The sequence below is a fragment of the Bordetella bronchiseptica genome (assembly GCF_900636925.1).
Classification (GTDB): domain Bacteria; phylum Pseudomonadota; class Gammaproteobacteria; order Burkholderiales; family Burkholderiaceae_B; genus Bordetella; species Bordetella pertussis.
Window position 1 is genome coordinate 1,707,006 of the sequence record NZ_LR134326.1, and the last position, 25,518, is coordinate 1,732,523.

11 protein-coding genes are annotated in these 25,518 nt (G+C 70.0%); 5 read left to right on the plus strand and 6 right to left on the minus strand.

Features of this window, described 5'->3' with window-relative positions; translation table 11 throughout:
• Positions 1-5: 5 nt before the first annotated feature.
• The gene (locus tag EL288_RS07970) at positions 6-12,668 is read right to left on the minus strand and encodes a C80 family cysteine peptidase (RefSeq protein WP_033458777.1); all 12,663 of its coding nucleotides are present in this window, start codon (positions 12,666-12,668) and stop codon (positions 6-8) included.
• Between the two features lie 129 nt (positions 12,669-12,797).
• On the opposite strand from EL288_RS07970, the gene EL288_RS07975 reads away from it, so the two are divergent.
• The 4 genes from EL288_RS07975 to glcF all read left to right on the plus strand — a co-directional run bounded on the left by EL288_RS07975 (position 12,798) and on the right by glcF (position 18,224).
• Entirely contained in the window at positions 12,798-14,207 is a 1,410-nt protein-coding gene (locus tag EL288_RS07975; RefSeq protein ID WP_003813052.1) for an FAD-binding oxidoreductase, read from the plus strand.
• A gap of 134 nt (positions 14,208-14,341) precedes the next feature.
• On the plus strand, positions 14,342-15,841 hold the full coding sequence (locus EL288_RS07980) for an FAD-linked oxidase C-terminal domain-containing protein (RefSeq protein ID WP_003813050.1): 1,500 nt from the start codon (positions 14,342-14,344) through the stop codon (positions 15,839-15,841).
• 11 nt (positions 15,842-15,852) lie between these two features.
• Positions 15,853-16,962 (plus strand): glycolate oxidase subunit GlcE, encoded by a 1,110-nt coding sequence (glcE, locus tag EL288_RS07985; RefSeq protein WP_003813049.1) that lies wholly within the window; start codon positions 15,853-15,855, stop codon positions 16,960-16,962.
• A 32-nt stretch (positions 16,963-16,994) separates the two neighbouring features.
• A complete protein-coding gene (glcF, locus tag EL288_RS07990) occupies positions 16,995-18,224 on the plus strand; it encodes a glycolate oxidase subunit GlcF (protein ID WP_003813047.1) in 1,230 nt (409 codons plus the stop codon).
• Here the strand turns inward: glcF and EL288_RS07995 are convergent.
• Together EL288_RS07995 and EL288_RS08000 are read right to left on the minus strand one after the other, a co-directional pair.
• The gene (locus EL288_RS07995) at positions 18,215-19,126 is read right to left on the minus strand and encodes an alpha/beta hydrolase (RefSeq protein WP_015064124.1); all 912 of its coding nucleotides are present in this window, start codon (positions 19,124-19,126) and stop codon (positions 18,215-18,217) included. The two genes, glcF and EL288_RS07995, sit on opposite strands and share 10 nt — an antisense overlap.
• 2 nt (positions 19,127-19,128) lie before the next feature.
• Complete coding sequence (locus EL288_RS08000) at positions 19,129-21,342, minus strand: TonB-dependent siderophore receptor (RefSeq protein ID WP_033446448.1); 2,214 nt, start codon at positions 21,340-21,342, stop codon at positions 19,129-19,131.
• Between the two features lie 175 nt (positions 21,343-21,517).
• Between EL288_RS08000 and EL288_RS08005 the strand changes: the two genes are divergently transcribed.
• Positions 21,518-22,534, plus strand: coding sequence for a helix-turn-helix transcriptional regulator (locus tag EL288_RS08005; RefSeq protein WP_126621908.1), 1,017 nt, complete (start codon positions 21,518-21,520; stop codon positions 22,532-22,534).
• Between the two features lie 44 nt (positions 22,535-22,578).
• On the opposite strand, the gene EL288_RS08010 is transcribed toward EL288_RS08005, so the two are convergent.
• Genes EL288_RS08010 through EL288_RS08020 form a run of 3 tightly spaced genes read right to left on the minus strand, consistent with a single transcriptional unit; the run spans position 22,579 to position 25,449 of the window.
• Positions 22,579-24,015, minus strand: coding sequence for an NAD(P)(+) transhydrogenase (Re/Si-specific) subunit beta (locus EL288_RS08010; protein ID WP_003813039.1), 1,437 nt, complete (start codon positions 24,013-24,015; stop codon positions 22,579-22,581).
• Complete coding sequence (locus tag EL288_RS08015) at positions 24,012-24,329, minus strand: NAD(P) transhydrogenase subunit alpha (RefSeq protein ID WP_003813037.1); 318 nt, start codon at positions 24,327-24,329, stop codon at positions 24,012-24,014. The genes EL288_RS08010 and EL288_RS08015 overlap by 4 nt, the downstream gene beginning before the upstream one ends.
• Position 24,330: 1 nt before the next feature.
• The gene (locus EL288_RS08020; RefSeq protein WP_003813035.1) at positions 24,331-25,449 is read right to left on the minus strand and encodes a Re/Si-specific NAD(P)(+) transhydrogenase subunit alpha; all 1,119 of its coding nucleotides are present in this window, start codon (positions 25,447-25,449) and stop codon (positions 24,331-24,333) included.
• Between the last annotated feature and the right edge of the window lie 69 nt (positions 25,450-25,518).

Below are 25,518 nucleotides of genomic sequence, written 5' to 3' on the forward strand. Positions count from 1 at the left end.
TCTCGTCATGGCGACGGGTGCGAGGTGGCGCTCGCGCCCATCTCGGCCGCGGCGTTGCGGCAGCGGCCCACCCGGCACGCGCCGAAATGCACGACGTCGTAGTGCGCGCCGCTTTCTTTCGCCGCTTTCAGCACATCCGACAGATGGCGCTTGTGCGTCGGCTCGGTGATGATGGCCAGGTCCACATCCGCGCTGCTGCCGTCGGCGTTGTGCCGGCGCAGGAAGTCCAGGGCGAACTGCTCGTGGTAGTACAAGGCGTAATCCTTCATCGTGGCCGCCCCGATGAGGGATTCGCGCCTGCCGACGGCGCTGGCGAGCATGGCATCGGTCAAGGCCTGCGGGCTTGTATTGCGCATGCGCGCCAGTGCTTCGAGATCCGCCGGCGATATGGCCAGGGCCGGTTGCAGTCCTGTGTAGGCGTCGTTCGCGCGCGCGGTGACTTCCTGGTATACCGCGAATCCCTTGGTCGGCATGCCGTCTTCGGTGTAGTAGTCGATGCGCGTGTTCGCCGGCAGCTCGGTATAGCCGTCGCCCCGGACGCGCCTGAGATACCGCGACGTCGTCTTGTCCTTCCAGCCGCCATGCGCCAATACCACCAATTGGCGCGCCTGGCCGCTTTGCGACAACGCGACGCCGTGCGCCACCGACTGCACGATCCGGTTCGGCGCCGCCGTCGATGCACCCGCCTGCGCCCGCGGCTCGTTCAATCCGCCTTGCTCCACGATGCGCTTGCGGCCGGCTGCATCCACGTCGACCCTGCCGGTGTAGCCCGTGACCGCCGGCGTCAGGCCGTGTTCCGTGGCCAGGGCAGTGGAGAACAGCTTGCGCAGGCTGGGACGCGCGACGCAATCGGTCTGGCAGCCGACCAGCGTCACTTTTTCCAGCTGCGAGGGCGGTCCGGCATGCTGGATCGTGCTGGCCATCTGCGCCAGTTCGGCGGGCGTATTGCCGCCCAGTAACGGCATGCTGTAGCGCGGGCCGCCGTGGCCCACGAACTGGATCTTCAGCGGGCCGGCCGCCGGCGTGTCGTCTCCCTGTTTCAACATCAGGGTGCCTTCCAGGGTCTGGCCGTACCAGAGCGAGGTCGCCGCGTGTTTGCGAAACAGCCTGCGCGCGGCGGATTCGGTGACCGTGTCGGAGCCCAGTTGCACGATGACGCGATGGGCGTAGCGGTCGGGCCCGTATGGCGCCTGCGCCTGCGCTTGCGGCGAAGGCGGGCGTGCCGCGCCAGCGCCGGAATGCCACTGCTGCATGACCAGCTTGTCCGGCGCCGGCGCCGGCACCGGCGTGGCGACCTGCTGCGTCGGCGTATCGGTAGCCGGGATTTCCGCGCGGCAGCATGCATAGTGGATGAGGTCGTATCGGACGCCGGACTGGGCCACGGCCTGCAATATTTCAGACAGCCTGATTTCGGAGCCTGGCGCAGCCTGTGCGAGATCCATGTCCGGCTGCTGGCGGGCGGCATGGAAATCCTCGATGGCGCCGAGTCCGGTCTCGGGCGCGGGGCTGACCACGTAGTCCTTGATCAGCGCGCCGGGTTCGCCGATATCCTGAGGGCGGGTCGCGCCCACGAGGGTGTGGCGGGCGACGTCGAAGGGCAGCTGATGCCGGTGCGCGAACCCGCGGATCACGGCACGCGAGAACAGCTCCGCGGCGCCCTGGCCCTGTGCGGCCAGCATGGGCGCGCGCAGCGCGGCCTGGCTGGGCAGGCCGCCGACCAGCTGGTTTTCCCTCGAGTAGAAATACATGGACGTGTTCGCGGGCAGGCGTACCCAGCCGGGCGGGGACGCGCCGTCAGGCTGATCCGCGGGCCCGGGGCGGGGCCAGAACCCGTGTCCGACGATCGTCAATTGCCGCGCTTCGCCGCTTTGCGACAGGGTGACGTTGCCGTGCCGGAATACACGCGGCGCGGGCGCGGCTTCGGGCGGCGGCGTATTGCCCAGGCCGCCCTGTTCCACGATCTGCTTGTGGCCGGCAGCGTCCACGTCGACCCGGCCGGCGTAGCCCTTGACCTCCGCGCTCAGCCCGGCCGTGGTGATCAGGTAATGGTTCAGCAGGTTGCGCAGGCTGGCGCGCGACGCGCAGCCGGTGTTGCAGCCGACCAGGGTGATTTTCTCCACCCGGGCCGTGGCGGGCAGCCCCTGCCGGATGGCCGGCAGCATCCGCGCCAGTTGCGCGGCATTGTTGCCGCCCAGCAGCGGCATGCCTTCCAGTATGCTGCCGTGGCCGACGAACTGGATTTTCTGCGGGCCGGTGGCGGGCGCGGCGGGGGCCCGCACTTGTGCCAGCTGGCCGCTCGCGTCCTGGCTGTACCAGCTGGCATTGCCGGCATGCTTGCGGAACAGGCGGCGTGCGGCCGTTTCGGTCAGCGCGTCGCTGCCCAGCTGGACGATGGTCCGGTGGCCATAGCGGTCCGGCCCATGCACGGGCGGCTCCGCGCCGAGGGGCGTGGGCGGACGCGGCTGCGCCACGCCGGAGCGCTCGCGCCATTGCTGCAGATAGCGCGCCGAAACCGGCGCCAAGGGAGGCGCGACGGCATCGGGCGGCGCGCCGGGCGGGGCGGTCTCGCCGCGGCAGCAGGTGAAATGCAGCAGCGGATAATGATGGCCGGACGCCTCGATGGCGGCCAGTACGTCGGACAAACTGGCGCGCTCGCGCGCGACGGCCATGTCCACATCGCCCTGGCGCCGTTGCGCGTGGAATTGCTCGACGCCGGTGACCAGCGGGTCGATCGCGGGGGCGAGCCTGTAGTTCTTGACCAGCGCGCCGGCGGCGGCCACTTCCTGCACGCGCGTGCTTTCGACCAGCGCCGCGCGGGCCACGTCGAACGGCGCCTGCCGCGCATGGGCGAATTGGCGGATGACCGAGGCGGGGAATTCCCTGACGAACGGCCGGCCTAGCCAGGCCAGTTCGGGATTGCGTGGAATCGCCTGTACCGGCACGCCCGATGTCTGCTGGTTGTCCACGCTGTAGAAGTGCATGCGGGTGCCGGACGGCAGCCGCAGCCAGCCCGCCGGGATCTCGCCGGCGCCGGACGTTCCGGCCGGCGGACGGGTCCAGCCGGAGTGGCCCTGGATGAGCAGTTGGCGGGCGTTTTCGCTTTGCGACAGTGTGATGGGGCCATGCGTGAACAGCCGCGCCGCCACGGGCGCGGACGGGGCGGAGGAGGGCGTGGCCGCGCCAGAGCCGGGCGCCGCGGGCTGCGCGGGCGGACGCGGCGAGGCAGGCTCGTCGGCGGGCGGCCGATCGCCAAGGCCGCCCGTGGCGACGCGGCGCTTGCGCCCCGCGCTGTCGACGTCGATGCGTCCGATGTAGCCCGTGACGGTCAGGGCGGGCGCGTCGGGGCGGGTGGCTAGCGACTGCCGGAAGGGTTCGCGCAGGCTGGGGCGGCCTGTGCAGTCGGTGTCGCAGCCTACCAGCGCGATTTTGTCCAACCGGGCGCCGGCCGGGCTGTGCTGTTCCACCTGGTTCAGCAGGTCCGCCAGCGTTGCCGCGGCGTTGCCGCCCAATAGCGGCACGCCATGGTAGACGTCGCCGTGGCCGACGAACTGGACCTTGTGCGGGCCGGCGGCCGGGCCGGCAGCCTGGCGTACGGGCTCGAGCCCGCCATCCCTGGTCTGGAGATACCAGTTGCTGTTGGCGGGGTGCTTTCCATGCAGCGCCGCGGCCGCTCGTGCCGTCGCCGCGTCCGTGCCGAGCTGCACGATGCTGCGCAGCGCGTAGGGGTCGGCGCCGGGCAGTGTCCCGCGCGACGAGGGCGGCAGGGGCAGGGCGTGCACGGGCGCCGAGCTGGCCAGCCAGGATCGGATCAGCAATTCGTGCGGCGGCAGTTGCGGACTCGGGGTATCCGATCCGGGCCGCTGGAACTCTCCCCGGCAGCAGGTGTAATGGATCAGGGGGTACGAATGTCCGGAGGCCGCGACGGCAAGCAGCAGGTCCGACAACAATGCGCCCTTGCCGGGCGCCGCTGACGCGAGATCCACGTCGGCCTGGCTGCGCGACTGGTGGAACGCCAGGGCGGCATCGCGCTGCGGATCGATCGGCGTGAGCAGGTAGTTCTTGACCGCGGTGCCCGGCGCGGCGATTTCCCGTACCTGGGTCGAGGTTTCGAACCCCTGGCGCGCGACGTCGAACGGCACCTTGGCCGCGTTGGCCACGCGCCGTATGCGCTCGGCGGAAATCCGCTCGCTGAACGGCTGCGCGTGCCAGGCCCGCTCCGGATTGTCGGGGATATTGCGCAATGGAATCGCGCTGACCATCTGTCCGTCGTCCGAGTAGAAATGCATGCGTGTGCCGGCTGGCAGGCGCACCGTGCCGCTGTAGCTGGGCGCGACGGCGCGGTCGGGCCGCACCCAGCTGCCGTGGCCATCGATGACCAATTGCCGGGCCTGCCCGCTTTGCGCGATGTTGACGGGGCCGTGGGAAAACACCCGTGGCACGGGCTGCGTGCCTTGCGCGCGCGCCTCGGGATCCACGTCGCCCAGGCCGCCCTGCGCCACGGCGTGCTTGCGGCCCGCGGCGTCAACCTCGAGGCGGCCGATGTAGCCGCTTACGGCAGGCGCCGGTTGCGCCCCGTCGGCCGCCAGGCGTTGCGCGACATCGCCGCGCAGGCTGGCGCCGCTGGCGCAGTCCGTGTCGCAGCCCACCAGCGCCACCTTTGCCAGCGCCGCAGCGGGCGGCAGGCGCTCCCGCAGTTGCTGGACGATGCCGGCGACGGCATGGCCGTCGTGCCCGCTCAAGGCTTGCCGGTCCGCCGAGCCGTGGCCGACGAGCTGGATCTTGGTAGGGCCGGCCGCGGCCGCGCGCAACGGATGCACGGGGTGCAGGCTGCCGTCGTCCGCCTGCCGGTACCAGTCGGACTGCTGCGCATGCTTGTGAAACAGCGCCTGCGCGGCCTGGGTGGCAACGTCGTCCTGCGCCAGCTGGACGATGACCCGGTTGGCGTAGGGGGCCGGCTTGGGGGCGTCGCGGCCTGGCGAAGCGATGGCCGGTTGCGCGACGATGCCGGGCGCCGCCGCCGGCTTGGCCGTCGGGCTTGTCGGGGATGGGCCTGCCAGGACGCTTGTCAATGGGCGCGCGAGCGGCGGCGCGGGCGCTTTTGCAGCGCCCGGGTGGGCAGGTCGCGCGCCAGGGGAGCCGCTGTCGGCCTTGTCGCGGCGCGATGGCTGGTCGAACGAGAACTCGGTGCGCGCCGATGCCCAGCGCTCGGCGCGCTGTACGACGACGGCCTGGCCGGAGTCGGTATTCAACCGGCCCGACACGCCGCCCCGCGCGGTATAGCGTGGCGCGCCCGGCGCGGCGCCCATGGCAATGGTGGCCTGCCGCAGGGCCCGGTATTGTTCGACGGCCGGGCGGCCCAGCGTCAATGAGAGGGTGGGGTTGAGCGTGGTCGACGATATGCCGACGCTCGCGCCGGTCTCGAATCCATCCTTGTCGCGATAGTCATGCAGGGCCTCGGCGTGAATCCGGCCGGCGATGTCCATGCCGCCCTGGTTGGACGCATCGGCGATGATAGCGCCGCGCAGCCGGGCGTCTCGCCCCACCGTCGCGCGCAGGCCCTGGGAGGCCAGCAGGCCCGCCTGGCCGTTTCGCGTCAAGGCCTGGTAGTCGTGCTCGTGCCGCACGCCCGCCCCGATCGTACCGACCGGCGCCACGAGCGTCCGGTTCTGGATCGCCGCGCCCAGCGAGACCTCCCAGTTGCCGCCGGTCTGATCGAATCGCTGCTCGTCCTGCCGCGAGATGGCCTTCAGGTCGCGCGCCACATGCAGGTCCATGCGGGTCGCTTGGGCCATCGATGCGTCGAGATTGAGGTCGCGCGCCTGTAGGTGCAGCTGCGTGGCGCGCAGCGCCGAGCCTTCGTAAGTCTGTCCGGCGCCGTGGCGGACCATGTGCGAGCCGCTCAGGCCCGCGGTTACGCCGACGCCTGCCGCGGCCTGCATGGCGTTCGCGCCGGCGTTGACGGTCTGGTGCTGCTGGAGGTCGTGCTGTTCGCCCGACTCCTGGTAGCGGCTTACGGCAGCGCGGGCGTTGATGTCGCGCCGGGCCGACAGCGCCAGCCAGTCGGCGCCGCTGAACTTCGTTCCGGCCAGGTCGATGTCCTGTTCGGTGGCCCGGATGTCGAGGTTGCCGCCGAAGTAGTTCGTGTTCTCGGTCTGCGTATTCCTGTGCGAGTCGGCGTAACCCGCCGCCAAGGTTGCGCTGATGCTGAGCGCCGCGGTGTCGGCGGTCGCGAGCTGTGTCGCTTCGCCCGCCATTTGCAGGGCCATCTGGCCGGCGTGCACCTGGCTGTTTTCCTGCCGGGCCTCGGCCAGCGTATCGCCCAGGCGGGTGGCGGCGGTCGCCACGCTCGAGGTCAGCGCGCCATCGATGCTGGCGCGCAGGTAACTGCTGGCCGTGAGACTGTCGGTGACGTCGAGATACTTGGTGGCGGCCACGCGCGCGGCGCGGATGCGCAGCAAATCGCCGGGGATGGCATCCGACGCCGTGCTCGCGCCCTGACCGTAGCGGTCGCGGTTGATGTCGGCGCCGCCCAGATCGGCCGTGTTGCCCACCGCCAGCAAGCCCGCGCCGAATTTGAGATCGGCATTGCGATACTGGGTCGTGCGCGACCTTTCGTATTCGCGCGTCGATTCGAACCCGACCGAGGCATGGGCGCCGGCGGTCTGGCCCCGCCCGGCGTGCGCTTGCAGGCCGCCTTGCGCGCTCAGGTCGATGCCCGCCTCGTAGCCGCCGGCGCCGGCGGATAATCTGAGGAACAGTTGATCGACCCGCTTTGCGCGCTCGGCGTACGCGTAATCGGCGGCGGCGCGAGCCTTGAAATCGTGCGCGACCCGCAGGTCGGTCTGCTGGAAGCGGGCGCTGCCGCCCTCGATATCCATGTCCGTGGCGCGCCCGCTCAATATCGCGCCCTCCAGCGTCGTGCCCTGGAAGCGCGCGTGGCTGGCCGTGGCGGTTTCCGTTTGCGAGGACAGAAGCCACCAAGCCTTGCCCAGGCCGTACCTGCTGGTTTGCGAGTAGCTGCTGTCGACGTCATACAGGCCGCCCAGCCGGACCTTGTCCGCCTCCAGGCGGACATGGTCGCCCGAGAGCGTCGCGCCGGCGCTGTCCAGCCGTTTGGCGGCAATGTACAACAGGCCCGCGGCATCGGCGCGGCCGTTCAGGCGCGCGTCGTGGCGCGATACCAGCCGGCCGTGCGCATCGTAGCGCGCGCTGGCGGCCAGGCTGACCCGCTCGCCCGTGAGATAGGCCTGCGCGGCGTCCAGCAGGCCGCCCTGTATCGCGATGTCGCCGCCACGTATGGCCAGCGTGCCCAGCGCGCGCGCGCCGCCGGCGATACCTTTGTCGTTGATCAGGCGGACAGCGCCGCCCGCAGCATCCAGGATGACGTCCTTGCCGAGGAATGCCGCATTGCCGGATTCGATCGCCGCGCCGCCGGTGTCGGCGAGCACCGTGCCCGCCGACGCCATGAGCGCGCCGCCGGCCTCGCGCGTGGCGCTGGCGGCCGTCCGCGTCGCTCGCGTCAGGTATACCCGCGGCACAAGCACCTCCTGGCCGTCGACCGTTTCCCGTACGTACCACACGAAGTCGCGGGTGGCGCGCGCCAACTGTTCGGCGGTCGGCGCCTGGCCCACGCGCAGCCCCAGCTCGGCGGCCGCCAGCGGCGCCGCATCCATCAGCGACTGCACCAGTGCGAGGCCGCGTACGGCGTTGCGGTATTCGTGGCCGCCCATGGCGCGCGAGATCTGTTCGCGGATCAGCTGGGTCTCGAAATAATTGTCGCCGATGGTCCGCAGTGGCCGGTCCGGCCGGTAGCGGATCAGGTCGAAGAAATACTGGGAGCCGTAATAGTGGCTTTGGTCGAGATAGCTCAGGCGCGTTTCGTACAGGGGTTGGGGCAGGCCGGGCGGCGTGGCCGGCACGTCGGGCCCGCCTGGCCCGGCGGCGGCGCGCGCCGGCGCGGTGCGCGCGAACAGGCGCCGGTTTTCCAGCAGGGCGTGGATGCTGTCCTTGACTGTCACCGCAGGCCCGGCGTCGGGATGGCGGATCGCGTCGATGGAGCCGCGCGGCGTCTCGATCCGTTGTTCGCCGATGTGCACGGTCATGTTCCGGGCCAGCAGGCCGGCGACGTTCTCGCCATTGGTGACGCGCCCGCCCGACAGCACCAGGCCGGCCCCGCCGGCCAGCACGGTCTGTTGCGCCGGATAGAAGGCCAGTTCGCCGCCGGCTGCGCGTCCCTGGGTGGCGACGCGACGCTTGAAGTCGGCGTAGCGCGCCATCAGGGTGGCGTGCCCGACCGGGCCGCGCCAGTCCGGCCCGAGCACCGCCGCCATGGCCTGGGCGAACAGCGCCACGGCAGGCCGCCTGGGCGGCAGGGAGGCCTGGTCGAGCAGTTGCGCGATACGCGTGGTGCCGGCGGCGCAGGCCTGCGCCCGGGGGGAGCAAAGGGCGGCGGCGATCAGTTTCTCGACCTCGGCGGCGGGCTTGGCGCGTGCGTCGAAAATCGTCTGCGCCAGTGCGGCGACCGCCGCATCCACCTCGGGGGTGCGGGTCTCCAGCTGCGCCAGCTTCTCGCCGTAGCGGGCTCGCAGCGCCCCGTCCACGCGCTGCCGCGCGGTTCGTATCGCCTCGGCTCGCTGCGCGGCCTCGAGCGCCGTGGCGTATTCGGCCAGGTCCTTGTGGTATTGCGCGACGAGCGCCTGGGCGGCCGGGGTGGTGCTCGCCTTGGCCTGCGGGTCGAGTACGGGCGGGCGGGGCACCGGCGGTGCCGTCGGGTCGGGCGCGCCGACATAGCCCAGGTCGAGATTGCGCAGGGTGTGGAAGATCCACTCGGGCCAAGTGCGGTAGTAGCCCCAGATGTACTTGGGAGCATTGTCCGACAGCAGGAATTCGAGGAGCTGGTAAAGCGTAGGGAACCGCCAGGACGTCGGCGCGACATGTTGGGCGCGGCTGTCCGAGACCTGCAGCAAGATGGGCTCGGCCAGCGCCCGGCGCAGGTACTCGTCCACGGACAGGCTCAGGTGCAGCGATGCGTTCTCGACATCGCCGTCGACGAGTGCCAGGCCGACCGCTTCGATGCGGCCCTGGTTGGATACTCGGGCCCGCTTGCCGTTCTGCGCGCCCTGGTTGAGGTGAAGGTTGCCGCCGGCCTGGATCAGGGATTGCGCGAGCCGCACCTCCTTGCTGTCGTAGCGCGGCACGCGCACGCCTTGTTCGCCGCTGGAGAACAGTTCGTGCCAGGCGACGGCCCAGGAGTGGTAGTGGTCGTAGTGGCCGCCGCGGATCATCGCATGGCCGACGGGGACGATGCGGCCGCTCAGGCGTCCCGAGTTGCGCAGCAGCGGGGCATCGGCCCACAGGTCGCCGCCGGCGCGGATGATGCCCAGGCCGTTGTCGATCTCGGCGCGGGCGTCAAGCACCATGCCGGCGGCGCTTTCGATGATGGCCGCCTCGCGGTTGATGATCCGGGTGCCCCGCAGCCGCAGGTCCGCGCCGGACCACAGCAGCGCGCCGGCGCCGTTCTCGATGTCGTTCGCGGCGGATTCCAGCCACAGGCCCTGGCCGGCGGCCAGCGTATCCTGGTTGCGGATCGCGCCGCGCGCCTGGACGGACAGCCGGCCCGGTGTCTCGCTGCGCGCGCGGTTGTCCAGGCTGGCGACCTGCAGCAGCGTCGTTCCCTGCGACACGGGCAGGCGGTGATCGGCATCGAGCGTCAGCTCGACGTCCGGCAGGCGAAGCGCCAGGTCGCCGCCGACGCTGATGCTGCCGGTGTTCGCAAAGCTGCTCAGCGCGAACGAGGCGTCGCCGTTCGCGCCCATCGTTCCGGAATTGGCGAAGGGCCCGGCCGCCGCGATGGACAGCGAACCGCTGGCCGCCATGCCGCCGGTATTCTCGAGCCGGCCGGCGGCCTGCAGCGCCAGCAGCGCGCCGGCGCGCAACACGCCGGCATTGCGGATTTGTGGCCCTTGCGCCTGCAGCATATCCGCCTGGATCTGGCCGCGGTTGACGAAGGCGCGCGTGGTTCGCAGCTTCGCGTCGGCCGCGTCGAGCAAACCGTCGTTCTCGAGCGCGCCGGCGGTGGCCGTAAGGGTGCGTCCCGCCTGCGCCATGCCGGATTGCTCCAGCTGGTCGGCGGCCAGGGCAAGGTCGCGGCCGGCCAGCGTGCGGGCGCCGGCCGTCAGCCGCATGGCGTCGTCGGCATGCATGTCGATGTCCTGATTGGCCCGCAGCACGCCGGCGCTGTCGATGCGCGCCGCCTTCAGAACCAGGTCCGTCACGCTGCCGATCGCGCCGCGGTGGTCGAATCCTTGGCCGGCGCGCATGTCGACCGATCGCGCCACGACGTCGCCGGCCGCGTCGTTGACGATGTCGCGGGCGCGCCAGCTCAAGTCCCGCCGGGCGGTGACGATGCCTTCATTGACAAGCGCGGCGCCGGCCCGGGCCAGCAGCGCGCCGGCGCTGGAGGTGCGGCCCGCCAGGGTCAGGTTTTCGTCGGCGGCCAGCGTCAGGCCGGCGCCGTCGGTCGCGGTGGCGAGACGGCCGCGCGAGGCGATGCGCCGCGCCTGCACGCGCAGGGCATGGGCACTTTGCAGCACGCCGCTGTTTTCCAGGTCGCCCGCCAGCGTCAGCGTGCCGGCCGCGGTGCTCGACAGCGTGCCGGCATTGGCGAGGCGGGCGGCGGCGATGTCCTGGCCATGGGCGAGCATGAAGCCGGCCGGCTGGTTGACAATCGACAGCTCGGCGCCGCCGCGCAGGCGCAGCGCGCCACGCGCGGCCAGCAGCGAGCCGGCGTTGTCCACCCGGTGTTGGACCGAGAGGTCGAGCGCGGGCGTTCCGGCGTCCGGACCGCTGGCCGTCATCGCTGCGTGGTTGGACAGATCATGCGTGGCCACGCGCAGCGCGGCTGCGCTCAGCAGCATCCGGTTTTCCAGCGTGCCGTCGACCGTCGCCTCCAGCGTGCCGTGCGTGGCGATGTAGCCCAGGTTGGCCGCTGGGCCACCGATACGCAGGCCGATATGGCCTTGCCCCGTGCCGGTGCTGTCTATGGCGCCGCCCTCGTTGCGCAGCCCGGCGGCCCGGATCGATATGGGTTGGCCGGCCGCGTACAGCCCGGCGTCCGAGGCCAGCAAGGCGTTCGGGACGGCGCGCTGCGGCTGCCGCGTGTCGACGATGACGGGCATGCCATCGGCCAGCGCGACGCTCGTGCCCTCGATGCGCCGGCCGTCGCCGTCGGCGCCGTGGAGCGTACCGCGCAGGGTCAGGGTGCCGCTCAGGGCGATATCGATGGCGGGCGTGGAGGGTCGCGCCTGCGCCGCGGGCGGCGTGGCGATGACGCGGGCATGCGCCAGCGTGGCGTTGCGCGCCGCCAGGCTGACGCCATCGCGCGTGGCGTGCAGGTCGGCGGCGATCGATGCATCGCCCCGTGTCGCCAGCGCAACGCGGGCGGCCTGCACCGGGCCGTGCACGGCCAGCGCGTCGCCGGCCTGCAGCCGCACGCGGCCACGCGGCGCGTTCAGCGCGCCGTGCGTCGCGATCCGGCCCGCGGCGGCGCGCACCTCGATATCGCCGCCGAACGCGATTACGCTGCCGATCAGCGCGTCGCCGCCGGCACGAATCGTGGCGGAACCGGCCGTGCCGTCCGAGGCGGCGTGCGCCGCCAGCGCCTGCACCGAAACGCCGCCCGCCGCGTCGATGGCGATATGGCCGGCCGCCGAAACCAGGCCGCGGTGGCGCACGCCCAGGCCGGCGTCGCTGGAAACCAGCGTGATGTGTCGTCCGTACATGGCGCCCGCGGCCGATCCGTCGATGGCGTGGCCGGCGCTGGCGTCCGGCGCCGCGGCGGGCCGCCCGGTCGGCTGCAGACGGGTCCGGCGTCCGTAGTCGTAGCGGTTGGCGCCGGCCACGACATTGATGTCGGCGGTCGGCTGGCCGTCGCCGGCGCCGACCGGCCCGTGCAGCGCCACGGTGCGGGCGACCAGGTCGAAATAGGACAGGCCGGCGGTATTGACGCCGTGCGGGCCGATTTCCAGCCTGCCGCGCGCGACGTCCAGCACGCCGCCGGCGCCCGGGCGTCCGGTCGACAGGGTCAGGCCCCGGATATTGATGGTGCTCAGACCATTGGCGGTCAGGCCATTGGGGTTGGCGACGAGCACGTCGGCGGCCGGGCCGAATACCTCCAGGGCGCCCTCGAGCGTGGTGGGCGAGACGCCGGTCACCTCGTTGAGGATGGCGCGCGCGGGCCCGCGCAGGCCGGGATTGCCGCTGATCCGGCCGGCGAGGGCGGAGACGCCTTCGGCCGTGCTGTTGTTCAAGACCACGCCCGGCTGCCGTACGTTGAATTCGGTGTAGCGATTATGCGAAATGCCCGTCGCATCCGGAGCGGCGATCTGGATCACCGGTACGCCATTGCGGGCCGGGGCAACCTGCGTTGCGCCTTGCGGGGCGATGCCGCCCGCCGCCGCCGCCGCGCCGGCCGGCGCGAGCACGGCCAGCGTCACGGCCATTGCCCGCCGCGCGCCGCGCAGCGGGCGGCCGGTACGGTGTTCGTGGACGGGGACCAGCATGCCGAGGGCTGGGGAATGGACCAATTTGAAGCAATGCTTGTTCATACAGCCGGAAGGCGAATACAGAAGCTCCGCATACGATAGTGGTCCGGGGCGGCTGGCGAACATAGGAATCCATGCTGGCGGTGCATAGGATCCTGCCCTGACGGCCGGGGCATGTCCGCAGCGAGTGTCGTGGGCTCAGTAGGAAGGTGGGCGTAAAATGGCGGCACTTGCTTCCTCAATTGTGTAGATGCCATGAACGCTCCCCAGCCTGCCGAAGCGTTGCGCCGTCCGGTGCCGCCCGCCTGTCTCGACGCCTTGAAGGCGCGCTTCGGCGATCGCCTGTCGACGGCGCACGCGGTGCGCGAGCACCACGGCCGCGACGAATCGCCGTACCCTCCGATGCTGCCGGATGCGGTCGTGTTCGCGCATTCCACCGAGGACGTGGCCGAGGTGGCCCGCTTGTGCAACGAGCACCGCGTCCCCTTGATTCCCTATGGCGCCGGCTCGTCGCTGGAAGGGCACCTGCTGGCCATCCAGGGCGGCATCAGCCTGGACCTGTCGCAGATGAACCAGGTGCTGGCCGTCAACGCGGAAGACCTGACGGTCACGGTGCAGGCCGGCGTCACGCGCAAGCAGCTCAACGAGGAGATCCGCGATACGGGGTTGTTCTTTCCGATCGATCCCGGCGCCGATGCCAGCCTGGGCGGCATGGCCGCCACGCGCGCCTCGGGCACCAACGCGGTGCGCTATGGCACCATGCGCGAGAACGTCATGGCGTTGACCGTGGTGACCGCCGACGGGCGCGTGCTGCGCACGGCGGGCCGCGCCCGCAAATCGTCCGCCGGTTACGACCTGACGCGCATTTTCGTGGGCAGCGAGGGCACGCTGGGCATCATTACCGAGGTGACGGTCCGCCTGTATCCGCAGCCCGAGGCCGTCTCGGCGGCCATCTGCAATTTCCCGAACCTGGATGCGGCGGTGCAAAGCGTCATCGAGATCATCCAGATGGGGGTGCCGGTGGCCCGCGTGGAGTTCATGGACGAGGCGTCCGTGCGCGCCGTCAACATGCACAGCAAGCTGACGCTGCGCGAGACGCCGCTGCTGCTGTTCGAATTCCACGGCAGTCCGGCCGGCGTCCAGGAGCAGGCCGAGACCGTGCAGGCGATCACCGCCGAGCACGGCGGCATGGACTTCGAGTGGGCCGAGCGCCCGGAAGACCGCAGCCGGCTGTGGACCGCGCGGCACAATGCCTATTTCGCCGGCCTGCAATTGCGGCCGGGCTGCCGCGCCAGCACCACCGACGTGTGCGTGCCGATTTCGCGCCTGGCCGATTGCGTGCGCGAGACCGTCGACGAACTCGAGCGCGCCAGTTTCCCGTACACCATCGTGGGCCATGTGGGTGATGGCAACTTCCACGTCCTGATGCTGCTCGACGCCGACAGCCCGCAGGAGTGGCAGGAGTCTGAAACCATTAATCACAATTTGGTCCGTCGCGCGATTGCCGCCGACGGCACCTGCACCGGCGAGCATGGGGTCGGCCTGCACAAGATGCAGTTCATGGCCGAGGAGCACGGCGAGGAGGCGCTGGCGCTCATGCGCAGCCTCAAGCATGCCTTCGATCCGAACAACATCCTCAACCCGGGCAAGATCATCGCCTGGTAGCGCCGGCGCCGCGGCGCGCGGTGCCCGGCAAGCCCACGCGAACGTCGCGTGGGCTTTTTCATGCCCGCCTGGCGAGGTTGTGCGGGTAAATCCGGTAGTGTGCACCGAGGGGGGCTCGCGCTATTGTTCCGGTCATGAACACCTTGGTGGATGCCGGTTTTTCGCCCAGGCGGGAAGGCTTTGCGCCCCAGCCGCTGATCGAGGCCTTGCTGTCGATACTGCCCGCGCATTGCGTGCTGCATCGCGAAGAGGACACACGCCCGTACGAGTGCGACGGCCTGTCGCTGTACCGGGCGCTGCCGGCGGTGGTGGCCCTGCCGGAAGACGAGGCGCAGGTGCGCGCCATCATGCAGCTGTGCAAGCGCATGAACGTGCCGATCGTGGCGCGCGGCGCGGGGACCGGTCTGTCGGGCGGGGCCATGCCGCACGCGCAGGGCGTGCTGCTGGGGCTGTCCAAGCTCAACCGTATCAAGCGCATAGACCCCGCCGGCGGCACGGCCGTGGTCGAGCCGGGCGTGCGCAACCTGGCCATTTCCGAAGCCGCCGCGCCTTACGGGCTTTACTACGCCCCGGACCCATCCAGCCAGATCGCCTGTTCGATCGGCGGCAACGTGGCCGAGAACTCCGGCGGCGTACATTGCCTCAAGTACGGGCTGACGGTACACAACGTGCTGCGCGTGCGTGTGGTGACCATCGACGGGGAGATCGTCGAGCTCGGCTCGGAAGCGCCCGATGCGCCCGGCCTGGACCTGCTGTCGGTGTTCGTCGGCTCCGAAGGCATGCTGGGCGTGGTGACCGAAATCACGGTCAAGCTGATTCCCTCGCCGGCCTGCGCGCAAGTGGTCATGGCCAGCTTCGCCAGCGTCGAAGCGGCGGGCAACGCGGTCACGCAGATCATTGCCGCAGGCCTGATCCCGGCCGGGCTGGAGATGATGGACCGCCAGGCGGTCCACATGGTCGAGCCCTTCGTGCAGGCGGGCTACGACCTCCAGGCGCAGGCCATCCTGCTGTGCGAGGCCGACGGCACGCCGCAGGAGGTGGCCCACGAGGTCGCCATGATGGAGGCGGTATTCAAGCGGGCCGGCGCGACGCGCCTGCAGGTATCGGGCTCGGAAGCCGAGCGCCTGCGCTTCTGGGCCGGCCGCAAGAATGCCTTTCCCGCCGCCGGCCGCGTGTCGCCCGACTACTATTGCATGGACGGCACGATTCCCCGGCGCCACCTGGCGCGCGTGCTTGGCGCCATCGAGCAGATGGAAGACGATTTCGGCCTGCGCTGCGCCAACGTGTTCCATGCCGGCGATGGCAATCTGCATCCCCTGATACTGTTTGATTCGAACAAGCCCGATGAGGTCGAGCGCGCCGAGAAGTTCGGCGCCGCCATTCTCGAGCTGTGCGTGCAGGTTGGAGGCACCGTGACCGGAGAGCACGGTGTGGGTATGGAGAAAATAAATCAAATGTGCGTGCAATTCTCGCGTGACGAACTCGATGCCTTCCTGGCGGTCAAGCGGGCGTTCGACCCGCCCGGCCTGCTCAACCCTGAAAAGGTCATACCCACGCTGGCACGCTGCGCCGAATACGGCAAGATGCACGTGCATGCCGGCGAAATGAGATTTCCCGATCTGGCGCGCTTCTAGGGCGTGCGGCCATGGATTTCGTCCTGTCGGAGTTGTGCGATCAGGTGATGACGGCGCGCGCCGGTCACAAGCCTCTGTTCATCGTCGGTGGCGGCACCAAAGGGTTTTACGGCAATCATCGTGCCGTGACGCCGCAAGATGGCCACTGCCTGCTGGACATGACCCCTTATCGCGGCATCGTCAGCTACCAGCCTTCGGAACTGGTGGTGACGGCGCGCGCGGGTACGCCGCTGGCCGAGCTCGAGGCGGCGCTGGCCGAGCACGGCCAGATGCTGGCTTTCGAGCCGCCGCATTTCGGGCCTGGCGCGACGCTGGGCGGTTGCGTGGCCGCCGGCCTGTCCGGGCCGCGCCGCATGGCCGCCGGCGCCGTGCGCGATTTCGTGCTGGGCGCGCGCCTGCTGGATTCGCAGGGCCATATCCTGGCGTTTGGCGGGGAAGTCATGAAGAACGTGGCCGGCTATGACGTCTCGCGGCTGCAGGCCGGCGCGCAAGGGATTTTCGGCGCCTTGCTGGAAGTCTCGCTGAAAGTCGTGCCCCGGCCGGCCGTGGTGGAGTCGTTGCGGCTGCCCGCCACGCAGGACGAGGCTCTGCGCTGGTTCGGACAATGGCGCGGGCGGCCGCTGCCGATCTCGGCCAGTTGCTGGACGGCCGATGGCGCGGCCGACGGCGGCGGCGCGGTGGTGCTGCGGCTGGCCGGCGCGCCGCCGGCGGTGCAGGCGGCCCGCGAAGTCCTGGGCGGAGAACTGCTGGATGCGGCGCAGGCCCACGACTGGTGGGAGTCCTTGCGCGAGCAGAGCCATGCCTTCTTCGATCGCGGCATGCCCCTGTGGCGGCTGGCGGTGCCGCCCACCGCGCCCGCGCTGGCGCTGGGCCCCACCCTGATCGAATGGGGCGGCGGACAGCGCTGGCTCAGCGGCCACTACGATGCGCAGGCGGTGCGCGCGGCGGCCGCCCAGGCGGGTGGGCATGCCACGCTGTTTCGTGCCGCCGGCCGCGCGGCGCCGGCCGACGGCGTGTTCCATCCCCTTTCGGACGGCGTGGCGGCCATCACGCGCCGCCTCAAGCAGGAGCTGGATCCGGCCGGCCTGTTCAACCCCGGGCGTCTGGTGCCCGAACTCTAGGGCCTGCAAATACTGGAAGATACCCTGGCGCCATGCAAACAAATCTTGCTTCTTGGGCACGCGATACCGATTTCGGCGAGGAGGCCGATGCCATCCTGCGCCGTTGCGTGCATTGCGGTTTCTGTACCGCCACGTGTCCGACCTACCAGGTGCTGGGCGACGAGCTGGACAGTCCGCGCGGCCGCATCTACCTGATCAAGCAGCTGCTCGAAGGCAGCGAGCCGACCCAGGCCACCCAGCAGCACCTGGACCGCTGCCTGACCTGCCGCAATTGCGAAACGACCTGTCCATCGGGGGTGGAGTATGGGCGGCTGGTCGATATCGGCCGCCAACTGGTCCACGAGCGCGTACCGCGCCGGCTGGGCGACAGGCTGCGCCGCGAAGCGCTGCGCAGAGGCATGAATTCGGCCTGGTTCGGCCCGGCCATGCGGCTGGGCCAGATGGTGCGCGCCATGCTGCCGCAGGCGTTGCGGCGCAAGGTGCCGGCGGCGCGGCCGCCCGGCCTGTTGCCCGATCCGTCGCGCCATGAGCGCCAGGTGCTGATGCTGACCGGCTGCGTGCAGCCGTCCATGATGCCCACCATCGACGCCGCCACCCTGCGCGTGCTCGACGCCATTGGCATCGGCGCGCGCCTGGCGCCGGGCGCGGGCTGTTGCGGCGCCGTCAACTTCCACCTGGACGCGCAAGGCGAGGCCTTGGCGCAGATGCGTGCCAACGTCGACGCCTGGTGGCCCTGGGTCGAGCGCGGCGAGATCGAGGCCATCGTCATGAACGCCTCGGGTTGCGGCGCCATGGTGAAGGAGTATGCGCACCATTTGCGCCGAGACCCGGACTACGCCGAGCGCGCCGCCAGGATCGTGGCGCTGGTCAAGGATGTCGCCGAAGTGGTGGCGCCGCACGCGGCGGCGCTGCGCGAGCGGCTGGCGCCGGGTCCGCGCGCGGCCTTCCATCCGCCCTGCACGCTGCAGCATTGGCAAGGCCTGCGGCCGCTGGCCGAGCGTCTGCTGGTCGAGCTGGGGTTCGAGCTGGCGCCGTTCGGCGAGTCGCATCTGTGTTGCGGCTCGGCTGGCGCCTATTCCGTCCTGAATCCGGACATCGCGCTCACCCTGCGCGACCGCAAGCTGGGCGAGATCGCCGCCGCGGCGCCGACCGTCATCATGTCGTCCAACATCGGTTGCATCGGCCACCTGCAAAGCGGCACGGATACGCCCGTCAGGCATTGGATCGAAGTGGTCGACCAGCGCCTGGCCACTCAGGGCTGAGCGGCCAGCTCGGCGGCCGCCTGCGCCGAGGCGGGCAGCATGGCGCCATGCGACAGCCCGGGAAACTCGCGCAGCGTGACCGACAGGCCTGGCTTGGCGGCCAGGATCGCGGCCAGCCGGGTGGTCGCGCCCGCCGTGGCCAAGGGCGCCGCGCCGGGGCGGCGCAGCATTTCGGCGCCGCCGGCCATCAGGTGCAGGGTTGGCGCGCCGTGGCTGAAATCCCCCGCGTCGGACGCGCGCCGCATCATGTAAGGCGCATGCCACCACAAGGATGGACTGGCCGCGACATAGCGCTGGAACGTTTGCGGACGGGCCAGTAGCGTGTGCAGGACGAACAGGCCGCCGTACGAGTGGCCGTAGAGGGTCTGGCGGCCGGTATCGACGCGCGTCGTGCCCGCCACCCAGGGCTTGACGCGCGTTTCGATGAATTCCAGCCAGGCCTCGGCTCCGCCATTGCGCCGTTGCGGGCTGCGCGGGTCCGGCGTGCCATGGACGCCGGTACCGGGCAGGGCAGGGGTGTAGTCCCAGGCGCGTGCCTGGCCATCGATGCGGCCCGGGCTGTCGTAGCCTATGCCCACCAGCACGGCCTGCCGGGCCAGGTCGGCGCGGTTGGCCTGTGCCAGCGCCTGCAGGGCGGCGCCGCCGTCGAGCATATAGATGACCGGCCAGCCGGCGGCCGGCGGCTGGCCCGCCGGCACGGCCACGGTGAGGCGCACGTTGCGCAAGCCCCCGCCGCGCGCCAGCACGGTCTGCTGGACCAGCCCCAGCACGCCCAGGCGCGCCCGCGCGCGCTCGGGCGGTTCGCTCGGCACGGCCGCCGGCTGGGCCCGCGATGCGGCCGGCAGCAGGGCGGCGGCCAGCAGCCAGGGGGCGGCGCGACGCGGCAGGAGAGCCGTCGCCATGGTCAGAACGACACCGTCGCCGTGGCGTAATAGGCGCGCCCCGGTTCGTTGTAGGTGGCCGCGCCCGCGCTGCTGGCATTGCCTTCGCGGTACAGCTGCTTGTCGAACAGGTTGCTCACGCCGACGCGGAACTTCAGGTTCCGGTTGACTTCGTAGCCCATGCTCAGGCCCGCCAGGGCATACGGACTGATGGTCTGGCGGCCGTCGCCGTTCAGTTCGACGCCGGTGCGTACATTGGTGGACGGGCCTTCCTGCTTGCCGTAATAGGTGAGATTGGCCTGGAACGACAGCTGCGGCGTGTAGAACCAGTCCAGCGTGCTGTTGATGGTGTATTCGGGAATCACGCTCAAGGGTTCGCCGGTAGCCTTTTCCTTGGACTGGATCATGTAGGTGAAGTTGGTGTTCCAGTCGAGATTGCTGGCCAGCGGAATGAACAGGTTGCCTTCCAGCCCTTCGACCACGGCCTTGCCGCTGTTGGTCCATTGCAGCACCCGGGCGCCATTGGCCAGGCGGTACTGGACGTCGGTGCCGGCGACGATCTTGTTGCGGTAGTCGTTGCGGAAATAGGCCATGCTGGTGCGCCACGTGCCCGGGTCGTACTCGAAGCCGATTTCCTTGTTGACGCTGGTTTCCGGCGAGAGGTCCTCGTTGCCGACCAGATAGCAGCCGTTGGTGTTGGTCTGCGAGGCCAGGCAGCCATTGCCGCGGCTGTACAGCAGGTAGTTGGGGTTGGATTGGTAGAGGTTGGGCGCCTTGTAGGCGCGCGCGATGCCACCCTTGAGCTTGAGCGCGTCGGTGACGGCGTACGAGGCGTTCAGGCTGGGACTCCAGTTGCTGCCGAATTCGCTGTTGTGGTCCAGGCGCACGCCGGGCGTGAGCATGGTGCGCTCGTCGATCTCGATGTTGTCCTCGGCGAACAGCGCATAGCTGGTCTGGCGCGATTTCGGGTCGCGGTCGGCCGGGGCCGTGCCGCCGATGGCGCCGCCGGTATAGGTCTGGCGCGTGCCGGCGGGGTCTTCCAGCGATTCGCGCAGCCATTCCACGCCGACCGTGGCGACCTGCTCGAAACCGAGATGGAACGGCACGCTGGCCTCGGCCGCGGCGCGCCAGTTCTTCAGGCGTGCGGTGTCGTAGCCGCCCGCGGTAGGCGCGCCCTCGGGGCCGCCGGCCAGGCCTTCGCGCTGACGCGCGTTGCGCGTGTAGTCATAGCCGACGCTGGCGCGCGAGGTGCCCCAGTCGTAGACGCCGCGGTGCGTCAGCGCATAGTTCTCGCGGTACATCGCATTGGTTTCCTTGCCGTACAGGCTGTCCGAGAAGTCGCTGTTGGCGTTGTTCATGGTGTCGCCGGCGAACAGGTTGCCCTGCCGGCTGAAGCCCATGTCCAGGTCCACGGTGTTGCGGCTGTCGGCTTTCCACGAGAACAGTGCGCTCAGGTCCTGGTTGATGACGCCCTCGCGTCCGGCGGTCGAGGGGTTGCCGTTGTCGCTGGTGTTCGCGTGGCCGGCGTTGATGTCGCGGGCATCCGGATTGGTCTTGTTGTAGTTGCCGTACAGCCGCATGCTCAGCGTGTCGCTGATCGGCGCGCTGATGCGCGCATTGACGCGGTTGGTGTTGCCCTCGCGGCTGTCTTCCGGCTGGTTCGTGTAGTAGGTGATGGAGCCGGTGGCGCGATCGGCGGGGCGCTTGGTGATGATGTTGACCACGCCGCCCATGGCCCCGGAACCGTAGCGGGCGGCGGCCGGGCCGCGGATCACTTCGATGCGCTCGACTTCCTCGGCGGGCACCCAGTTGGTGTCCCCGCGCGTGTCCCGGTCGCCGTTCCAGCCATAGCGCACCGCATTGCGCGAGGTGACGGGCTTGCCGTCGATCAGGATGAGGGTGTTCTCGGGGCCCATGCCGCGGATGTCGACCTGGCGGCTGTTGCCCCGCGCGCCGCTGGCGCTGTTGCCGGTCAGGTTGACGCCGGGTTCGCGGCGGATCAGGTCGGACAGGTCATTGGTGGGCGGGCGGCGGGCGATCTCCTCGGCGGTGATGACCGAGACGCCCAGCGACTCCTTGATTTCCTCTTCGGCCGTGCCCAGCACCTGCACCGTCGCCATCTGCTGCACCTGCGACGGATCGTGGATCTGGGTGGCCGTCTGCGCCATGGCTAGGCCGGATGCGGCCAGCAGGACTGACGCGCTGGCGTAATGCAGCGCGAATCGGGGGGTGGACATGCGGCTTCTCCGTGTGCGTGCGCGGGCCCGTCCGCATGGCGGCCAGCCATGTATCGGGCCTGTTTGCGATTGGGAATGATTTCTAATAAGATTTGGCGTTCATGATTCTGTCAGAGAAGATCCCGGCAAAGGTTTCGGCACGCGCCATAAGCCTTTGCACTATCGCCATTCATTCATGACCCAGACTCCTCCACGCGCACCGCGCGGCGGCGCCGGCGCCGGCGCCGCCCTGGTGGCGGGCCAGACGCTGATCGATCTGTCGCGCCACAGCGCCGCGCGCTACTACCTGTCGGTGCCCGGCAAGGAGCGGCCGGTTTTCCAGGGCGTGTTCGATACCAGCGAGGTGGCGCCCGGCGTGGTGGTGCACCGGGTCGATATCCGCGATCTGCAGGGCGCCGCCGTGCGCGCCGAACTCAAGCCCGGCCTGCGCCTGGCGCTGACCATAGGCGGGCGCGCCGATGTCTCCATCGGCCATTGCCGCCTGCCGCGCGGCCCGCACGGCGGCGACGGGGTGCAGGGCGCCCTGGTGGCGGTCGCCGCGCCGGCGACGTTCGCGCGCCAGTCGCGCCGCGGCGACATCGAGCGCACGGTCAGCCTTGCATTCAGCCACGACTGGCTGGCGCGGCGCCTGGGCGCCGACGGCGCGGCATTGGCGGCGTTTGCCCAGCGCCATCTGGCCATGCATTGCTGGCCGGCATCGGCCCAGGCGATCACGCTGGCCGAGCAGATGCTGCGCCCGCCGGCGCTGGCGCCGGCGCTGTGGCGCCTATACCTGGAGTCGCGTGCGCTGGATCTGCTGGTCGAGGGCTTCGACGGCCTGGAGGCCGGGGCCGGTGCGGCGCCGCAGGCCGGGCGCGGCGGACTGGCCCGGCGCGATTTCCTGCGCATGGCGCGGATACGGGAACTGCTGGAAAGCGGCGAGGCCGATGCCTGGAGCCTGGAAGAAATCGCCCGCCATGCCTGCCTGAGCGTCAATACGCTGCAGCGTCATTTTCGCGCCGCATGGGGCATGACGGTGTTCGAGTGCCTGCGCGGCGCGCGCCTGACGCGTGCGCGGCTGGGGCTGGAGCGCGACGGCCTGAGCGTGGCCCAGGCCGCCTGCCTGGCCGGCTATACCAGCGCGGCCAATTTCGCCACGGCCTTCCGGCGCGCCTTTGGCGTGACGCCAGGGCAATTGCGCGCGCGCCGTTAGGCGGGCCCCGGCGCGGCGCCATGCGCCGCACCGGGGCCCGTGCCTTATTCCACGGCCTTGACCATGTCTTCCAGCACCTTCTTGGCGTCGCCGAACACCATCATCGTGCGGTCCATGTAGAACAGCTCGTTGTCCAGGCCGGCGTAACCCGCGGCCATCGAACGCTTGTTGACGATGACGGTGCGGGCCTTGTAGGCCTCGAGGATGGGCATGCCGGCAATCGGCGAGGCAGGGTCGTTCTTGGCCGCCGGGTTGACCACGTCGTTGGCGCCGAGCACCAGCACGACGTCGGTCTGGCCGAATTCGCCGTTGATGTCGTCCATCTCGAACACCTGGTCGTAGGGCACCTCGGCCTCGGCCAGCAGCACGTTCATGTGGCCAGGCATGCGGCCGGCCACCGGATGGATGGCGTATTTCACCTGCACGCCTTTTTCGCCCAGCTTGGTGGCCAGTTCCTTGAGCGCGTGCTGGGCGCGCGCCACGGCCAGGCCGTAGCCCGGCACGATGACCACGCTTTCGGCGTTGGCCATCAGGAACGACGCGTCGTCGGCGCTGCCCGACTTCACGCTGCGCTGCTGGCCGTCACCGGCCGCGGCGGCCGTGCCCGCCTGGCCGCCGAACCCGCCCAGCAGCACGTTGAAGAACGAGCGGTTCATCGCCTTGCACATGATGTACGAGAGAATCGCGCCCGAAGAGCCCACCAGCGAGCCGGCGATGATCAGCATGGGGTTGTTCAGCGAGAACCCGATGCCGGCGGCCGCCCATCCCGAATAGCTGTTGAGCATCGATACCACGACGGGCATGTCGGCGCCGCCGATGGGGATGATGATCAACACGCCCAGCGCGAACGCCAGTACCGTCATGATGACGAAAGGCGGCCAGGCCTGCGTGGCCATGAACCACAGGCCGCAGCCTAGCATCAGCAAGGCCAGCGCCAGGTTGAGCAGGTGCTGGCCGGGAAACACGACCGGCGCTCCCTGGAACAACCGGAACTTGTACTTGCCCGACAGCTTGCCGAACGCAATGACCGACCCGGAGAAAGTGATGGCGCCCACGAAGGTGCCGATGAACAGCTCCAGGCGGTTGCCGGTGGGTATCAGCCCGCCGGCCGTGGCGATGCCGAAGGCATGCGGCTCGGCCACCACCGCGACCGCGATGGCCACGGCGGCCAGGCCGATCATGCTGTGCATGAAGGCCACCAGCTCGGGCATCTTGGTCATTTCGACGCGCTTGGCCATCAGGGTGCCGGCGCTGCCGCCGATCAGCAGGCCCAGCAGCACCCAGCCCAGGCCGGGGCCGGCGCCGTCGCGCGCCAGCGCGATGATGAGCGCCGCCGTGGTCAGGACCGCGATGGCCATGCCGACCATGCCGAAGGTATTGCCCAGCCGCGACGTGGTGGGGTGTGACAGGCCCTTGAGCGCCTGGATGAAGCAGACCGAGGCGATCAGGTAGAACAGCGTAACCAGGTTCAACGAAATCATTGCGCACCCTCCGCGCCGGGCTTGCGTTCCTTCTTCTTGAACATCTCCAGCATGCGCCGGGTGACCAGGAAGCCGCCAAATACATTGACCGCCGCCAGGGCGACGGCGACGACGCCCATGGTGCGCGCCAGTCCGCCCTCGGTGAGCGCGGCGGCCAGCATGGCGCCGACGATGATGATGGCCGAGATCGCGTTGGTGACCGCCATCAGCGGCGTATGCAGCGCGGGGGTGACATTCCAGACCACGTGGTAGCCGACATAGATGGCCAGCACGAAGATGATCAGATTGATCAGGGTAGGGCTGATGCTTTCCATCTTATGACCTCCGGGTAACCTGGCCGCCTTCGCACATCAGGCAGGCCGTGACGATTTCGTCATCGCGCCGTATGGCCAGCGCGCCTTCGGCATCGACGATGAGTTTGAGGAAATCCAGCAGGTTGCGCGCATACAGCGCCGATGCGTCGGTGGGCAACATTCCGGGCAGATTGGTCAGGCCGACCAGGGTAACGCCGTGGTGGTCGGCCACCAGGCCTTTTTGCGTCAGCGGGCAGTTGCCGCCGCGCTCGACCGCCAGGTCGACCACGACCGATCCGGGTTTCATGGCCTGCACGGTTTCGGCCGTCAGCAGCGTGGGCGCCGGGCGGCCGGGGATCAGCGCGGTGGTGATGACGATATCGGCCTGCTTGCAGCGCTGGGCGACCAGTTCGGCCTGCCGGGCCATCCATGCCGGGGGCATGGGACGGGCGTAGCCGCCGACACCCTGCGCGATTTCGCGCTCTTCATCGGTCTCGAACGGAACGTCGATGAACTTGGCGCCCAGCGACTCGATCTGCTCCTTGGCGGCCGGACGCACGTCCGAGGCCTCGACCACGGCGCCCAGGCGGCGCGCGGTGGCGATGGCCTGCAGGCCCGCCACCCCGGCGCCCAGCACGACCACGCGGGCCGCCTTCAGCGTGCCGGCGGCGGTCATCATCATGGGCAGCAGCCTGCCGTAGTAGTTGGCCGCCAGCAGTACCGCCTTGTAGCCGGCCAGGTTGGCTTGCGATGACAGCACGTCCAGGCTTTGCGCGCGGGTGATGCGCGGCGCCGCTTCCAGCGCGAAGGCGGTCAGCCCCGCGGCGGCCAGGCGTTGCAGGCCGTCGGCATCGAACGGATCGAGCATGCCGGCGAGCACCGCACCGCGTTTCATGTGCGGCAGTTCGTTGTCGGCCGGCGCGCGGACTTTCAGCACCAGCTCGCAACCCAGTGCGGTTTCGGCCGTGCCCAGCGTGGCGCCGGCCTCCTCATAGGCGCTGTCCGGGTAATGCGCGGCCACGCCTGCTCCGCGTTCGACGATCACGCTGTGTTTGCCGCCTATGTACTTCTTGACGGTCTCTGGCGTTGCCGCGACGCGGGTTTCCCCATCCCGGGTTTCTTTAGGTACCCCGATTTGCATTGACGCTTCTCCTCCGAAGGTTCGCCGTAGTTATACACGAATCCTCACAGGGCGCCGGTATCGGGGCAG

Bases quoted from the DNA above. Each gene is read 5' to 3' on its own strand.
- EL288_RS07970 (WP_033458777.1), bottom strand. From the start codon at position 12,668: ATGTTCGCCAGCCGCCCCGGACCACTATCGTATGCGGAGCTTCTGTAT.
- EL288_RS07975 (WP_003813052.1), top strand. From the start codon at position 12,798: ATGAACGCTCCCCAGCCTGCCGAAGCGTTGCGCCGTCCGGTGCCGCCC.
- EL288_RS07980 (WP_003813050.1), top strand. From the start codon at position 14,342: ATGAACACCTTGGTGGATGCCGGTTTTTCGCCCAGGCGGGAAGGCTTT.
- glcE (WP_003813049.1), top strand. From the start codon at position 15,853: ATGGATTTCGTCCTGTCGGAGTTGTGCGATCAGGTGATGACGGCGCGC.
- glcF (WP_003813047.1), top strand. From the start codon at position 16,995: ATGCAAACAAATCTTGCTTCTTGGGCACGCGATACCGATTTCGGCGAG.
- EL288_RS07995 (WP_015064124.1), bottom strand. From the start codon at position 19,126: ATGGCGACGGCTCTCCTGCCGCGTCGCGCCGCCCCCTGGCTGCTGGCC.
- EL288_RS08000 (WP_033446448.1), bottom strand. From the start codon at position 21,342: ATGTCCACCCCCCGATTCGCGCTGCATTACGCCAGCGCGTCAGTCCTG.
- EL288_RS08005 (WP_126621908.1), top strand. From the start codon at position 21,518: ATGACCCAGACTCCTCCACGCGCACCGCGCGGCGGCGCCGGCGCCGGC.
- EL288_RS08010 (WP_003813039.1), bottom strand. From the start codon at position 24,015: ATGATTTCGTTGAACCTGGTTACGCTGTTCTACCTGATCGCCTCGGTC.
- EL288_RS08015 (WP_003813037.1), bottom strand. From the start codon at position 24,329: ATGGAAAGCATCAGCCCTACCCTGATCAATCTGATCATCTTCGTGCTG.
- EL288_RS08020 (WP_003813035.1), bottom strand. From the start codon at position 25,449: ATGCAAATCGGGGTACCTAAAGAAACCCGGGATGGGGAAACCCGCGTC.